We start from the raw sequence: 16,186 nt of genomic DNA, 5'->3' as shown, positions 1-16,186 counted from the left end.
CACGACGCCATCGCGAGCAGGCTCGCCCCCACAGGGAAGACGGTGACCGGACCGCACCTTCCCGTTTCGCAGGAGCATTGGTATGACCCATCCCAAGCAGACCGAGCCCGCACCGCACACCGAGCCCACCCGCATCCGTGAAGGCCGGCCGTTCCCGCTCGGCGCCACCTGGGACGGCCTGGGCGTGAACTTCGCGCTGTTCTCCGCCAATGCCACCAAAGTCGAGCTGTGCCTGTTCGATGACGCAGGCGAAGTCGAGCTCGAACGCATCGAACTGCCGGAGTACACCGACGAGATCTTCCACGGCTACCTGCCCGACGCCCATCCGGGGCTGATCTACGGCTACCGCGTCCACGGCCCTTACGACCCGGCCAACGGCCACCGCTTCAACCCCAACAAACTGCTGATCGACCCCTACGCCAAACAACTGATCGGCCAGCTGAAATGGTCCGAAGCGCTGTTCGGCTACACCATCGGCCACCCGGACGCCGACCTCAGCTTCGACGAACGCGACAGCGCCCCCTTCGTGCCCAAGTGCAAGGTCATCGACCCGGCCCACACCTGGGGCCACGACCAGCGCGTCAACGTGCCGTGGGACAAGACCATCATTTACGAGGCCCACGTGCGCGGCTTCAGCATGCGCCACCCCTCGGTGCCGGAGAACGTGCGGGGCACCTTCGCCGGGCTGATGGTCGATGACGTGCTCGACCACATCCGCAAGCTCGGCGTGTCGTCGGTGGAGCTGTTGCCGATCCATGCCTTCGTCAACGACCAGCACCTGCTGCACAAGGGCATGACCAATTACTGGGGCTACAACAGCCTCGCCTTCTTCGCCCCGGATCCGCGCTACCTGGCCAGCGGCAAGATCGCCGAGTTCAAGGAGATGGTGGCGCACCTGCACGAAGCCCGGCTGGAGGTGATCCTCGACGTGGTCTACAACCACACCGCCGAGGGCAACGAACAGGGCCCGACCCTGTCGATGCGCGGGATCGACAACGCCTCGTACTACCGGCTGATGCCCGACGACAAGCGCTTCTACATCAACGATTCCGGCACCGGCAACACCCTGGACCTGAGCCACCCGTGCGTGCTGCAGATGGTCACCGATTCGCTGCGCTACTGGGCCGGCGAGATGCACGTGGACGGCTTCCGCTTCGACCTGGCGACCATCCTGGGCCGCTATCACGACGGCTTCGACGAGCGCCACAGTTTCCTCGTGGCCTGCCGCCAGGATCCGCTGCTCAGCGAAGTGAAGCTGATCGCCGAACCCTGGGACTGCGGCCCCGGCGGCTATCAGGTCGGCAACTTCCCGCCGGGCTGGGTCGAGTGGAACGACCGCTTCCGCGACACCGTGCGCGCCTTCTGGAAAGGCGATGAAGGCCAGCTCGCCGACTTCGCCAGCCGCATGACCGCCTCCGGCGAAATGTTCAACCAGCGCGGGCGCAGGCCCTACGCGTCGGTGAACTTCGTCACCGCCCACGACGGCTTCACCCTCAACGACCTGGTGTCCTACAACGACAAGCACAACGAGGCCAACGACGAGAACAACCAGGACGGCAGCAACCACAACCTGTCCTGGAACCACGGCGTCGAAGGGCCCACCGACGACCCCGAAATCAACGCCCTGCGCCACCGCCAGATGCGCAACTTCTTCGCCACCCTGCTGCTGGCCCAGGGCACGCCGATGCTGGTGGCCGGCGACGAGTTCGCCCGCACCCAGGACGGCAACAACAACGCCTACTGCCAGGACAGCGAGATCGGCTGGGTCAACTGGGACCTGAGCGAGGACGGCAAGGCCCTGCTCAAGTTCGTCAAGCGCCTGATCAAACTGCGCCTGGCCTATCCGATCCTGCGCCGGGGACGCTTCCTGGTGGGCAACTACAACGAGGACATCGGGGTCAAGGACGTGACCTGGCTGGCCCCGGACGCCAGCGAAATGACCACCGAACACTGGCATGACGCGCACAACCGCTGCCTGGGCATGCTGCTCGACGGCCGCGCCCAGGAAACCGGGATCCGCCGCAAGGGGGGCGACGCGACGCTGCTGCTGGTGGTCAACGCCCACCACGACATCGTCGACTTCACGTTGCCGGAAGTGCCTGAAGGCAGTTTCTGGACCTGCATGATCGATACCCACCAACCGACGGTCCGCGGCCAGGAGCGGTTCGCGTTCGGTCATCGCTATTCGGTCACCGGCCGTTCGCTGCTGCTGTTCGAGCTGCAACGTGAAGAGGATGAATGAGCGCAGGCCCGGTTTTTCGGGCGCAACTGCGATGCCCGACACAGCGGCGGCAAAAAAAAGCGGATCAGATTGATCCACAGCGCGACGAACCGCGCTTCTTGAGCAATACTCTGCATCGCGGCAATCCAGGGTTCGGAGCGCCGCACGGCAATCCACTGCCCCAGCGGGCCGATGGCGCCCGGCGCTGAAGCGCCGCACACGGCCGCGGGCAAGGCATAACAAGGACGTAGCACCCATGAAACCGTTATCCCTGAGTGACCAGAGGCTGCCTTCGCAGATCTGGAACAGTGCGTCGCAACTCGACCACATCCCCGTCATCAACACCCAAAGCCTCGTGCCCCCCGGCGCCCGCGCCGTGGTGATCGCCCCGCATCCGGGCGATGAAGTGGTGACCTGCGGCGGCCTGCTGCAACTGCTGTGCGGCCTCGGCCATCCCCTGCAACTGCTCTCGGTCACCGACGGCAGCGCCAGCCACCCCGGCTCGCGCCAATGGTCGGAAAAGCGCCTGAGCGTGTTCCGTCCCCAGGAAAGCGTCGAGGCCCTGCGCCGTCTCGGCCTGCCGATGCACAGCCTCAAATGGGTGCGCGGCGGCTTCACCGACAACGCCCTGGCCGAGCACGAATCCCAGCTGACCGATTTCATCACCCGCTACCTGCGCCCCGGCGACGTGGTGTTCAGCACCTGGTGCGAGGACGGCAACGCCGACCATGAAGCGGTGGGACGGGCCAGCGCCAAAGCCGCCTACAAGGCCGGCGCCACTTACCATGACGTGCCGGTCTGGGCCTGGCACTGGCCCGATCGCGACCATTCGCTGATCCCCTGGCAACGGGCGCGCAAGCTGCGGCTGGACACCTGGACCGTGGCGCGCAAGAGCCACGCCACCCACGCCTATGCCAGCCAGCTCAACGGCGAGCCGGCGCTCGGCCTGGAGCCGCTGCTGCCCAAGGTGATCCTGGAGCGCATGCGCCTGCCCTACGAAATCGTCTTCGTCTGATGCGCCTCCCGCGCGAAGGCGTGCACAGGCAAAATGAACTGCCTGGGCTGCGACCAGTCGCATGCACAGGCAGCCATGATTCAGAGGAGCGAACGTGTCCAGCGATCCCGAGCGTCACAGCCGCAACGCACAGCATTCAAGCCCGCCGGCCATCCATCGGCTGCGGGTGCTGACGGTCAATACCCACAAAGGGTTCACCGCGCTGAACCGCCGTTTCATCCTCCCGGAACTGCGCGAGGCGGTGCGCAGCACCTCGGCGGACCTGGTGTTCCTGCAAGAGGTGGTCGGCGAACACGAACGCCACTCCAGCCGCTACAACGAATGGCCGCCGACCTCGCAGTACGAGTTCCTGGCCGACAGCATGTGGAGCGACTTCGCCTACGGGCGCAACGCGGTCTACCCCGATGGCCACCACGGCAACGCCCTGCTGTCCAAGTACCCGATCCGCGAGTACCGCAACCTCGACGTCTCGATCACCGGCCCCGAACGGCGCGGCCTGCTGCACTGCGTGCTGGATGTGCCGGGGCACTCGGCGGTGCACGCGATCTGCGTGCACCTGAGCCTGCTGGAAAGCCATCGCCAACTGCAGCTGCAGCTGCTGTGCCAACTGCTTGAGTCCCTGCCCGATGACGCGCCGGTGATCATCGCCGGCGACTTCAACGACTGGCAGCTTCAGGGCAACGTCGCCCTGGGACGGCGCGACTACCTGCACGAAGCTTTCGAACGCCACCATGGCCGGCCGGCCAAGACCTACCCCGCCCGCTTCCCGCTGCTGCGCCTGGACCGCGTCTACCTGCGCAACGCCAGCAGCCATGACCCGCAGATCCTGGGCAACAAGCCGTGGACGCACCTCTCGGACCATTTGCCGCTGGCGGTGGAGGTGCGCATCTGAGGCCCCGCTAAGCCTGTCCACCTCCGCACACCTGTCAGATCTGACAGTAGGCACCTCAAAAAAGCCTTGTTAGGGTGCAAGCATTGCGCTGCTCGCCGGCGCCAATGTGCGGGGATACGGCATGAAATCTCCCGGCTTTTCTGCATCACGCGCCATCGGAACGCTGGCCCTGTCGCTGTGGCTCGCCGCCTTCGTCCCGCAGGACGCCCTCGCCCTCTGCACCTTCACCCCGACAGCGGGAGACGACCGCTACGTCTGCGACAGCCCCGGCAGCGGCCCGCTCACCGACCTTTCCGGCAACAACAGCCTGACGTTCCCCACAGGCGGCAACGGCAGCGTGCCCGGCAACGTCACCTTCGGCGGCGGCGCCGACCGGGTGCTCATGCAGTCCGGGACGATTCAGGGCAACCTCGACATGGGCGACGGCGCCAATGTGCTGCAGATCGACGGCGGACGGATCACCGGCGAGGTGCACCAGCACAGCGGCGTGGACACGTTCATCATGAACGGCGGCACCATCGGTTCGCTGGCCCAGGGCGACGGGTACGACCAGTTCACGATGACCGGCGGCACGATCACCGGCGCATTCGAGGACGGGGACTCCGCCCGCATGAGCGGCGGCACCATCGGCCGGGTCGACATGAAACTGGACGACAACGTCTTCGACCTCTCCGGCGGCCAGATCCTGGGCAATCTGGTGACCGGGTTCGGCACCGACACGATCATCGTGTCCGGCGGCCGCATCGGCGGCAACCTCAGCGTCAGCGGCGGCAACGACAGCGTGACGGTCAGCGGCGGCGAGATCGTCGGCGAAATCCGCACCAGCTTCGGCAACGACCGCTTCCTGTGGGACGGTGGCGGGATCATCCGCTCCGCGGTGCTGATGGGCGACAACAACGACAGCGCGACATTGCGCAACCTCGACGACAGCCTCCTCGGCCAGACGCCGCGCATCGACGGCGGCCCCGGCCAAGACACGCTGACCTACGACAACACCCGGACCGCCCTCGCCCAGCGCATCGTCAATTGGGAAACGGTCAACCTCAGCAACGGCACGCAGCTGGATCTGGCGGCCGCCCGACTGGTGCTGGGCGACCCGCAAAGCGGCAGCGGTGCGCTGAACATCGACGCCAGCAGCGTGCTGAGCGCCGCACAGGGCGAAGTCGCCCCCGCCATCGCCGGGCGGGCGGTGACCGTCAACAATGCCGGCGCCATCGACCTGACCCGCGACAACACCCGCACCGACGACACCCTGACGATTCAGGGCAACTATGCCGGCAACGGCGGTCAACTGCGGCTGCAAAGCCTGGTCGCCGGTGACAGCTCGCCCAGCGACCGACTGGTGGTGAACAACGGCGGCCTGACCGGCACGACGGTCATCTCGGTGACCAACGTCCAGGGCGCAGGCGCACTGACCCGGGAAAACGGCATCGAGCTGGTGCAGGCCCTGGGCACCGCCACCAGTGACAACACGGCGTTTTCCCTGCGCGGCCCGGTGTCCGCCGGCGCCTACGATTACTTCCTGTTCAAGGGCGGCGTCACCGCCGGGACGGAAAACAATTGGTACTTGCGCTCGGCCGTCGTCGCGCCCCAGGTCGTCAGCGTGCCCAATCCCGATCCGGCGCTGCCGCCGCTGTCGGTGCCCGTGGTGCCTGTGCCGGTCGCGGCACCGGTCACGGCGACAGCGGTTTCCCCCGGCGCCCCCGCCGTGTCCACGCCTGCGCCTTTGCCGGTCGCCGTCCCCGGCGCAGCGCCGATTGCACTCTATCGCCCGGAAGTGCCGACCTGGTCGGCGCTGCCCCCTGCCGCCGCCCTGCTGACCCTCAATGCGCTGGGCACCTATCACGAGCGCCAAGGCGATCAACGCCTCAGCGGTCAACCCGCCACCCTCGGCGCCGGATGGGCCAGGGCCTACGGCAACCAGGTCGACCGCACCTGGGCCGGCACCGTCGGCCCGCGTCTCGACGGCTCGCTTGCCGGTTTCCAGGTCGGCCATGACCTCGTCGATACAATCTCAGCCGAGGGTCGTACCCACCGCCTCGGGTTCTTCATCGGCCACACCCGCTTGCGGGGCGATGTCGACGGATTCAACCAGGGCATCCAAGGCAAACCCGCCGGAAAGGTCCGGCTCGAGGGCGACAGCGCCGGCCTTTACTGGACATTGATCGACCCGCTCGGCTGGTATCTCGACACCGTCGCCATGGGCACCCGCTTCACGGGCGACAGCCGCTCCGACCGGGGCCTGAAACTGGACAACCGCGGCCACGGCCTGACCCTCTCGGCGGAATCGGGCTATCCGGTGGCGCTGACCGGTGGCTGGACGGTCGAACCGCAGGTGCAGGTGATCCACCAGAACATCAGCCTCGACAGCCAGGACGACGGTGTCGCGCGGGTCACGTTCCACGCCGACGACTCCTGGACCGGACGCCTCGGCGTGCGGCTCAAGGGCCACGGCACCGTCTCGGGGCATCCGGTGCAACCCTATGTGCGCGCCAACCTCTGGCGCACGTTCGCCGGCACCGACAGCGTGACGTTCGACCATGCCGACCGGATCGACACCCGGCAGGCGGCCTCCACCGCGCAGTTGGGGCTCGGCGTGACGGTGTCGCTGGCCCCGTCGGTGGCCGTGTATGCCAGCACCGACTACAGCCGCAATATTGACAGCAACGACAGCCGCGAAATGAGCGCCAACCTGGGTCTGCGCATCGATTGGTGACCGGTTGTCGGCTGTCCGGACGCCTCTATCCGGGTGCTCGCGGAGCGATCCGTCGCACAAACAAGAACTTAGATAAATCCATTTAAACAACTGCTTGGGCCGTCTGTTTTGAGGCTACCGCTCATCGTCCAATTTCTTGACGCACTGGCGCAGGTCTTCTTATCTCTACCTTACTACCCCCGGAATCACTACCCGGGGCGGACCTCGGGACACTCGCGAAAACGGGCGGCCACGGTTCGCCCCGCTCCATTCGGTCGCCCCTCATTCGGGGTAGGAGAGACGCCAAGGCGAGATACCGCATGCGATAGCAAGGTTGACCTCCATGAAAACCTCACTCACCCCACATGAGATCAAAATCACCTTCTGCACCGTTTCAAGCTCCATCTTGCTGTGCTCGTCCATGGAGGCGCAGGCCGGTCCTGCGGAGGACGAGACCACGCCGTGGTATCGCCAGGACGTACCGGTCATGACCTTGCCCGCGACCGTCGTCACCCCAGAGGCGCAACGCCTGAGCCCCCGCCCCGACCGCCAGGGCGAACACTTGATCACCGAAGACCTCGCCCCCGGCGCCTGGGACCGCCTGTACGGCGCCAGTTCGCGCCAGGCGCAGATGGACGTCCTCACACCGGGCTTTGCGATGCCCGGCAGCGGCGACTTCAAGGGCCCGGCAATGCTGACGGTGAAAAGCGACAACGGCGGCATCCAACGGATCGGCCTGATCAGCGGCGTCAACCAGATCCAGGGCAACAGCGGCGGGCTGATCACCAACCGCGCCCTCGCCGACCCGACCAGCGACACCCTCAACCTGCAAGGCCAAAGCCTGGGCGCCTACTACAGCCTGACCGGGGCCCAGGGCTGGCACGTCGACCTGTCGGCCAGCGGCGGCCGGGTCAGCGGCTTCAGCCGCAACGAGCAAGGTGCGCGCCTGGCCACCGAAGGCAGCGCGCTGACGTTCTCGGTCGAGGGCGGATTCCCCATCGGCCTGAGCGACAACTGGGTGGTCGAACCGCAGGCGCAATTGATCAATCAGCGCATCACCCTCGACACGCCGTATGCGGGATCGGGCAATGCATCGTCCAGCGACATTTCGGCGTGGAGCGGCCGGGTCGGCGCCCGCTTGAAAGGCAGCTACGACCTCAACGGCCTGCCGGTCGAACCCTATGTGCGCACCAACCTGTGGCACACGGTGTACACCGGCAACACCGTGACGCTGGACCAGGTGGACAAGATCAGCAGCAGCCGCAAGTCATCGACGGTGGAACTGGGGCTGGGCCTGGTGGCCCGCGTGACGCCGACGGTCAGCCTGTACGTCAGCGCCGACTACAGCAGCGACGTGGACGACAACGACCTCAATGGACTGATCGGCAGCCTGGGGGTGCGGATGCGCTGGTGAACACCGGCGCAACCTGTGGGATCAACCGCCCTGCCTCGGCCCCGTGGCGCTCTCACTGGCCTCATCGCCAGCTGGGCTGGCTCCCACAGGGGTTCCCGGCTGCTCGCAGGAGTTATGCACACCATAAAAACCTGTGGGAGCCAGCCCTGCTGGCGATGGCGGTTCAACCTTCCGGCTTGAGGATCAGCACCGCCAGCGGCGGCAGGTTCAGTTCCAGCGACAGCGCCTGCCCATGGCTCGGCACCTCTTCGGCGAACGCCCCGCCGCCGTTGCCGTAGTTGGAGCCGGCATAGGTGTCGGAATCGCTGTTGAGCAACTCGTTCCAGCGCCCGGTGAACGGCACGCCGACCCGGTAGGACTGGCGCGGCACCGGGGTGAAGTTGGCCACCACCAGCAGCGGCGTGCCCTCGCGGCTCCAGCGCAGCCAGGCGTAGACGCTGTTGATCGCGTCGTCGCCGATCAGCCATTGGAACCCTTGGGGCACGTCGTCCTGTTCGTGCAGCGCCGGCTCTTCGCGGTACAGCCGGTTAAGGTCGGCGACCAGTTTCTGCACGCCCTGGTGCTCGGAATACTGCAGCAGGTACCAGTCCAGCTGCTGGTCGTGGTTCCACTCGCGCCACTGGCCGAACTCGCAGCCCATGAACAACAGTTTCTTGCCGGGATGGGCCCACATGAAGCTCAGGTACGCCCGCAGGTTGGCGAACTTCTGCCAGCGGTCGCCGGGCATCTTGTCGATCAGCGAATGCTTGCCGTGCACCACCTCGTCGTGGGAGATCGGCAGGATGAAACGCTCGGACCAGGCGTACACCAGGCCGAAGCTCAGTTCGTTGTGATGATGGGCGCGGTACACCGGATCCTGCTGGATGTAGTGCAGCGAATCGTGCATCCAGCCCATGTTCCACTTGTAGGCGAACCCGAGGCCGCCCTGCTGGGTGTCCTGGCTGACGCCGGGCCAGGCCGTGGACTCCTCGGCGATCACCAGCGCACCCGGCGCCTCCAGCGCCACCACATCGTTGAGATGGCGCAGGAAGTCGATGGCCTCCAGGTTCTCCCGCCCGCCGTGACGGTTGGGCACCCATTCGCCGGCCTTGCGCGAATAGTCGCGGTAGAGCATCGACGCCACCGCGTCGACCCGCAGCCCGTCCACATGGAAATGCTTGAGCCAGTGCAGCGCCGACGCCAGCATATAGCCGTGCACTTCGGTGCGGCCGAGGTTGTAGATCAGCGTGTCCCAGTCCTGGTGGAACCCTTCCAGCGGGTTGCCGTACTCGTACAGCGCCGTGCCGTCGAACTGGGCCAGGCCATGGGTGTCGGTGGGGAAATGCGCCGGCACCCAGTCGAGGATCACCCCCAGCCCCGCCAGGTGGCAGGCGTTGACGAACGCGGCGAACTCGTCCGGCGTGCCGTAGCGGGCGCTCGGCGCGAACTGCGACAGCAGCTGATAGCCCCAGGAACCGCCGAACGGATGCTCCATGATCGGCATCAGTTCGATGTGGGTGAACCCCAGGTCCTTGACGTAGGGAATCAGCCGCTCGGCCAGTTCCGGCCAGGTGTATTGCCGGGCGACTTCGCCCAGGTCGTCCAGCTCGCACTGCCAGGAACCGGCGTGCAGCTCGTAGATCGCCAAGGGCGCCGAGTGCCGCTGCCGCTCGACCCGGCCGCTCATCCAGTCACCGTCCTGCCAATCGATGCGCAGCGGCGTGGCGACTTTCGACGCGGTGTCCGGCGGCAGGCTGGTGGCCAGCGCCATCGGATCGGCCTTGAGCGGCAGGATGCCGTGGGGCCCGAGGATCTCGTATTTGTACAGGTCGCCGGCCTGCAGGCGCGGGACGAACAGCTCCCACACCCCCGACGGATGACGCAGGCGCATCGGGTGGCGACGCCCGTCCCAGACGTTGAAGTCGCCGACCACCGACACCCGCCGGGCATTCGGCGCCCACACCGCGAAACGCACGCCGTCGACGCCGTCGACCGTCTTCAGTTGCGCACCGAGGCAAGCGCTCAGATCACGGTGATTGCCTTCGGCGAACAGGTACAAATCCATCTCGCCGAGCAACTGGCCGAAGCTGTAGGGATCCTCCGCCACCTGTTCGCCGCCGGCCCACTGGGTGCGCAGCAGATACGGCCGCGCCTGGTCGAAATGGCCGACGAACAGCCCCGGTGTCGCCGTGGCCTCCAGCGGGCCGCGCGCCTCGCCGCTGTCCCGGTCCAGCACCGAGACGCTCAACGCGCCCGGCAGGTACGCCCGGATGAACTGCCCCCCGGCGCCGTCGCCGTGGGGGCCGAGGACGGCGAACGGATCGTGGTGCTCCGCGCGCACCAAGGCTTCGATGTCCTTGGCGCGCGGCAACGCGCCGTGTTTGACGTGACCCTGTTCCCTGTTCGAGACACTCATGACTGCTCTCCATCAAGACCGGAAAAGGGTTTGAGCCCCCTCAGCAGCCCGTGCAGACCGCGCAACGGCACGGCCAGCCAGGCGGGGCGGTTTTCGGCTTCATAGGCCACTTCGTAGGCCGCTTTCTCCAGGCCGAACAACGCCAGTGCGGCGTCGGCACCTTCAGGATCTTGCCAGGCATGATCAAGACTAGCTGCCGCCCGGCGATACGCCCGGACAAATGCCTCGCTGGATTCGCCCAGGTAACGCTCGGCCACCCGCCGGCGCGCCGCGTCGGCCTCGGGGCTGCTGTCGACGGCATGCACATTGAGGGCCATGGCGGCGGCGTAACCGAAGGAACGCAACACGCCGCCGACATCCTTGTACGGGCTGTGCTTGCCCCGCCGCTCGGCCAGCGGCCGCGCCGGTTCGCCCTCGAAGTCGATCAGGTAGGCGTCGCCCTTGATCACCAGCACCTGGCCAAGATGCAGGTCGCCGTGGACGCGGATGCGCAGGCCGCCGGCAGACTGTTTCGCCAGGGCCTGGACGTGGCCGAGGATGGCTTTGCGGTTGTCCAGCAGGCGCGTGACGAGCGCCCGGTCCGCCTCGCCGAGCTCGCCCTGATGCGTCTTGAGCAATGTGAGCGCATGTTCGACCTGGGCCGCGACGTCCTTGCCGCAGGCCTGGGCATCCTTGGCGGAAAACACCTGCGGCGCGAAATCCGGGTTGTCGCTCGGGGCGGCCAGCACCCGGTGCATTTCGCCCAGGCGCTGACCGAGCATAGCGGCGAAATCCTTCAGCTCGCCCAGCGCGTTGTAGTGCTGTTCCTGCTCGGAGCGGACGGCGGCCAGCTCATCGCGCAGCGCCCGCTCCAGGTTGTTCTGCGTCCATTCCCAGGCATCGCCCTGGTTGCTCAAGTAGCCTTGGGCGATCATCAGCAGGCTGTCTTCGCCCTGGGCGCCGCGACGGACCACGGAGCCCAGCAGCGGTGAAATGTTGGCGAACCCCGCCGCCGTCAGGTAGGCGCTCATCTCCAGTTCCGGGTGCACGCCCGACGCAACCTTGCGGATCAGTTTGAGCACCAGGGCGTTGCCGATCACCACCGAACTGTTGGACTGCTCGGCGGACAGGTAACGCACCTCGGGCTCTTCCCCCAGGCCCAGGGCCGCCAGGTGCGGCGTGGCCTCGAAACGGATCTCGCCGGCGTCGCATTCCAGCACCGTGCCGGAACGCAGGCCCTGCAGCACCGAACGGATGAACGCCTCCAGGCTGAAGGCGTCGGTGATCAGTCCGACCTGACGCCCCCGGCGCACCCGGGCCAACGCCAGTTGCTGCGGCAACGCCGGGCCGACCTGATCCTCGGCGATGAAGCCGAACGGCAACTGATAGCGGCTGACCTGGCCTGCGGCGGTCACTTCGATCTCGCTGAGCAGCACCGGGTGCCGGGCGTCGCCGAAGCGCACCCCGTACGCCAGTTCGACCCGCTCGATGGCGGCGTCCTTGCCGGCGAACCAGCGGCGGTTCTGCAGCCAGTCCGGCAGGATGCCCTGCTCCAGCGTGGTGCGGACCGGCGCTTCGAGCAACTCTTCCATGCGCTTTTTCAGCACCAGCGTGGTGAAGTCCGGCAGGCTCTGGGCCGGCTCCACGTGCCAGCTCGGCATCTGGTTCTCCGCCGCCAGGCCGAACCAGTAGAAGCCGTAGGGCGCCAGGGTGAGCAGGAAGCTCAACTGGCCGATGGGCGGGAACGCATTACCGCCGAGCATCTCCACCGGCACCATGCCGACGTAGGCCGAGAGGTCCAGCTCCACCGCCTGGGCGCTGCGCGAGACGTTGGCCACGCACAGGATGATTTCGTGCTTGCCGTCGGCGCCGGTGTATTCGCGGGTGTAGGCCAGCACGCGGCGGTTGGTCGGCGAAAGCATTTTCAGGCTGCCGCGGCCGAACGCCTTGGACTGCTTGCGCACCGCCAGCAGGCGCCGCGTCCAGTTGAGCAGCGAGTGCGGGTCGCCGGCCTGGGTCTCGACGTTGACCGACTGATAGCCGTACAGCGGATCCATGATCGGCGGCAGCACCAGACTGGCCGGATCGGCGCGGGAGAATCCGCCGTTGCGGTCCACCGACCACTGCATCGGCGTGCGCACGCCGTCGCGGTCGCCCAGGTAGATGTTGTCGCCCATGCCGATCTCATCGCCGTAGTACAGGGTCGGCGTGCCCGGCATCGACAGCAGCAGGCTGTTGAGCAGCTCGATGCGCCGGCGGTCGCGCTCCATCAGCGGCGCCAGCCGGCGACGGATGCCGAGGTTGATCCGCGCCCGGCGGTCGGCGGCGTAGTGGTTCCACAGGTAGTCGCGCTCCTTGTCGGTGACCATTTCCAGGGTCAGCTCATCGTGGTTGCGCAGGAAGATCGCCCATTGGCAGTTGGCCGGAATCTCCGGGGTCTGGCGCAGGATGTCGGTGATCGGGAAGCGATCCTCCTGGGCCAGGGCCATGTACATGCGCGGCATCAGCGGGAAGTGGAACGCCATGTGGCATTCGTCGCCGTTGAGGCCCTGGGCGTCGGTGTCGCCGAAGTACAGCTGGGTATCTTCCGGCCACTGGTTGGCCTCGGCCAGGAGCATGCGGTCGGGGTAGTTGGCGTCGATCTCCGCCCGGATCACCTTGAGCACGTCATGGGTTTCCGGCAGGTTCTCGTTGTGGGTGCCGTCGCGCTCGATCAGGTACGGGATGGCGTCCAGGCGCAGGCCGTCGATGCCCATGTCCAGCCAGTGGCGCATCACCGCCAGCACGGCTTTCATCACTTGCGGGTTGTCGAAGTTCAGGTCCGGCTGGTGGGAATAGAAGCGGTGCCAGAAATACTGGCCGGCCACCGGATCCCAGGTCCAGTTGGACTTTTCGGTGTCGAGGAAAATGATCCGGGTGCCGTCGTACTTCTGGTCGTCATCCGACCACACGTAGAAGTCCCGGGCCGCCGACCCGCGCTTGGCCCGGCGCGCACGCTGAAACCAGGGATGCTGGTCCGAGGTGTGGTTGATGACCAGCTCCGAGATCACCCGCAAGCCGCGCTTGTGCGCCTCGGCGATGAAGCGCCGGGCGTCGGCCATGGTGCCGTAGTCGCTGTGCACGCCCCGGTACTCGGCGATGTCGTAGCCGTCGTCGCGCCGTGGCGAGGGGTAGAACGGCAACAGCCAGATGGTGTTGACGCCCAGTTCGGCGATGTAGTCGAGCTTGGCGATCAGGCCGGGAAAATCGCCGATCCCGTCGTTGTTGGAGTCGAAGTAGGATTTGACGTGAACCTGATAGATCACCGCGTCCTTGTACCAGAGCGGGTCCTTGATGAAGGTGGCTGACCTGGTTTTCTTCGCCATGTGAAACTCCTGTCCAATTCACTGAGGCCGCCCGGGCTGACATGTCCCCGTGGCGAGGGAGCTCGCTCCCGCTCGACTGCGCAGCCGTCGCAGATCCGGCGGCGTGATGCCTGTGCGCACCGATGGGGGTTGCCGGGCAACCCAGCGGGAGCAAGCTCCCTCGCCACAGGCGATTGACGCCGATTCAAGAAGCGCTGATCCGCCAGATGCCGAACGGCTGATGGGCCGGGTCGATGCGCATGAACTGGTGCTTGCCGTGCCAGTCCCAGCGGTGGCCGTTCATCAGGTCTTCGCCGTGGGTGGTGGCGTCGTCCGGCAGGCCCATCTCCCACAGCGGCAGTTCGAAGTTCGCTTCCTGGACGTTGTGCGGGTCGAGGCTGACCGCCACCAGGATGAAGTTGCCGCCGTCGGGGCTGCGTTTGCCGAAATACAGGATCCGGTCGTTCCAGGCGTTGTAGACCTTAAGCCCCAAGTGCGTATGCAGCGCCGGGTTCTGCCGGCGGATGCGGTTGAGCTGGGCGATTTCGGCAATGATGTTGCCGGGCGCATTGAAGTCCCGGACGCGGATCTCGTACTTCTCGGAGTCGAGGTATTCCTCCTTGCCCGGCACCGGCGCCGACTCGCACAGCTCGAACCCCGAATACATGCCCCACAGGCCCGAGCCCATGGTCGCCAGCGCCGCCCGGATGAGAAAGCCTGCCCGCCCCGACTCATGGAGGAACGCCGGGTTGATGTCCGGCGTATTGACGAAGAAGTTCGGCCGGTAGCACTCGCGCCACGGCGACTCGTTCAGTTCGGTGAAGTAGGCGGCCAGTTCGGCCTTGGTGTTGCGCCAGGTGAAATAGGTGTAGCTCTGGCTGTAGCCGACCTTGCCCAGGCGCGCCATCATCGCCGGCGTGGTGAAGGCCTCGGCGAGAAAGATCACCTCGGGGTACAAGGTGCGCACATCGGCGATCAGCCATTGCCAGAACGGCAGCGGTTTGGTGTGCGGGTTGTCGACGCGGAACATCTTCACGCCCTCTTTCACCCAGCCGACGACGATGTCGCGCAACTCGAGCCACAGGCCCGGAATGGCCTCCGGCGCATAGAAATCGACGTTGACGATGTCCTGGTACTTCTTGGGCGGGTTCTCCGCGTACTTGATCGTGCCGTCCGGCCGCCAGTTGAACCAGCCCGGATGCTGCTTGAGCCACGGGTGGTCCTGGGAGCACTGGATGGCGAAATCCAGCGCGATCTCCAGGCCGTGCTCGGCGGCGGCGGCCACCAGCCGGCGGAAGTCCTCGCGGGTGCCGAGCTGGGCGTGGATGGCGTCGTGCCCGCCCTCCTCGCTGCCGATGGCGTAAGGGCTGCCGGGATCGTCGGGGCCGGCGGTCAGCGCGTTGTTGCGGCCCTTGCGGTGGCTGCGGCCGATCGGGTGGATCGGCGTGAAATACAGCACGTCAAAGCCCATGTCGCGGATCATCGGCAGACGCGCGTGCACGTCGTTGAAGGTGCCGTGGCGGGCGGGATCGTCGGTGACCGAGCGGGGAAACAGCTCGTACCAACTGGCGAACTCCGCCTGTTCGCGCTCGACGTCCAACGGGTAAGGGTTGCTGATGCTCAAATAGGCGCGGTGGTCGGCCTCGGCCATCGGCTGCGCACTACGCGGGTGCAGGAACAGCGCGACCTGCTCGGCTTCGGGCAGGCCGGACAGTTCGTGGTGCAGCGCCGCCAGCCGTTCGCTGAGCGGCCCTTCGCTGCGCTCGGCGGCCTGCTGCACCAGGGCGCGGCCCTCTTGCAGCTCAAGGCTGACCGGAACGGCCGCCAGGTGCTTTTTCTCCAACTCGTACTGAAAACTGGCGAACGTATCGATCCACGCTTCGATCAGGAACCAATGACGCCCCTGGCGCCCCGGCCGGAAACGTCCCTCCCAGCCGTTGTTGCCCTGGTCGGTCATGACCTGGCTGCTCCAGGACTCTTCGCCGTCCTCGCGCCAGCGGATGCGCACCGCCAGCTTGTCGTGGCCGTCGGCGAACACCTTGGCGGTGACGACGACCTCGCGCCCGACGATGGCCTTGGCGGCGAACTGGCCGCCGTCGATGACCGGGCGGGTGTTCTCGATGACGATCCGCGGCAGCAGCAACGCCTGCGACAGCGGCATGTGCGGATTGCAGCCCGGAGCGGAAGGGTTTTCAGCGGTCATTGAGCATCTCTCCTTAACGCCCCAAGGA

The 16,186-nt window shown here is 66.6% G+C and carries 8 protein-coding genes; 5 read left to right on the top strand and 3 right to left on the bottom strand.

The window, feature by feature from the left end:
• The first annotated feature begins 82 nt into the window (after positions 1-82).
• The 5 genes from glgX to ACIP0B_RS03645 all read left to right on the top strand — a co-directional run bounded on the left by glgX (position 83) and on the right by ACIP0B_RS03645 (position 8,237).
• Complete coding sequence (gene glgX, locus ACIP0B_RS03665) at positions 83-2,242, top strand: glycogen debranching protein GlgX (RefSeq protein WP_400829868.1); 2,160 nt, start codon at positions 83-85, stop codon at positions 2,240-2,242.
• Positions 2,243-2,477: 235 nt separating this feature from the next.
• A complete protein-coding gene (locus tag ACIP0B_RS03660; protein WP_400829866.1) occupies positions 2,478-3,236 on the top strand; it encodes a PIG-L deacetylase family protein in 759 nt (252 codons plus the stop codon).
• A gap of 94 nt (positions 3,237-3,330) precedes the next feature.
• Positions 3,331-4,128, top strand: coding sequence for an endonuclease/exonuclease/phosphatase family protein (locus tag ACIP0B_RS03655; protein ID WP_400829864.1), 798 nt, complete (start codon positions 3,331-3,333; stop codon positions 4,126-4,128).
• 121 nt (positions 4,129-4,249) lie between these two features.
• Positions 4,250-6,844: an autotransporter outer membrane beta-barrel domain-containing protein gene (locus ACIP0B_RS03650; RefSeq protein ID WP_400829863.1), complete on the top strand. Its 2,595-nt coding sequence runs from the start codon at positions 4,250-4,252 to the stop codon at positions 6,842-6,844.
• Positions 6,845-7,166: 322 nt separating this feature from the next.
• Positions 7,167-8,237 (top strand): autotransporter domain-containing protein, encoded by a 1,071-nt coding sequence (locus tag ACIP0B_RS03645; protein ID WP_400829861.1) that lies wholly within the window; start codon positions 7,167-7,169, stop codon positions 8,235-8,237.
• Positions 8,238-8,400: 163 nt separating this feature from the next.
• Here the strand turns inward: ACIP0B_RS03645 and glgB are convergent, their stop codons facing one another.
• The 3 genes from glgB to ACIP0B_RS03630 all read right to left on the bottom strand — a co-directional run bounded on the left by glgB (position 8,401) and on the right by ACIP0B_RS03630 (position 16,158).
• Complete coding sequence (gene glgB / locus ACIP0B_RS03640; RefSeq protein ID WP_400829859.1) at positions 8,401-10,632, bottom strand: 1,4-alpha-glucan branching protein GlgB; 2,232 nt, start codon at positions 10,630-10,632, stop codon at positions 8,401-8,403.
• A complete protein-coding gene (treS, locus tag ACIP0B_RS03635; protein WP_400829857.1) occupies positions 10,629-13,976 on the bottom strand; it encodes a maltose alpha-D-glucosyltransferase in 3,348 nt (1,115 codons plus the stop codon). The genes glgB and treS overlap by 4 nt, the downstream gene beginning before the upstream one ends.
• Positions 13,977-14,160: 184 nt before the next feature.
• Positions 14,161-16,158 (bottom strand): alpha-1,4-glucan--maltose-1-phosphate maltosyltransferase, encoded by a 1,998-nt coding sequence (locus ACIP0B_RS03630; protein ID WP_400829856.1) that lies wholly within the window; start codon positions 16,156-16,158, stop codon positions 14,161-14,163.
• Positions 16,159-16,186 lie beyond the last annotated feature (28 nt).

The organism is Pseudomonas sp. NPDC089534 (genome assembly GCF_044749305.1).
GTDB lineage: Bacteria > Pseudomonadota > Gammaproteobacteria > Pseudomonadales > Pseudomonadaceae > Aquipseudomonas > Aquipseudomonas ekonensis.
The sequence above is the reverse complement of the archived record's forward strand: the minus strand, read 5'-3'. Positions and strand labels throughout refer to the sequence as shown.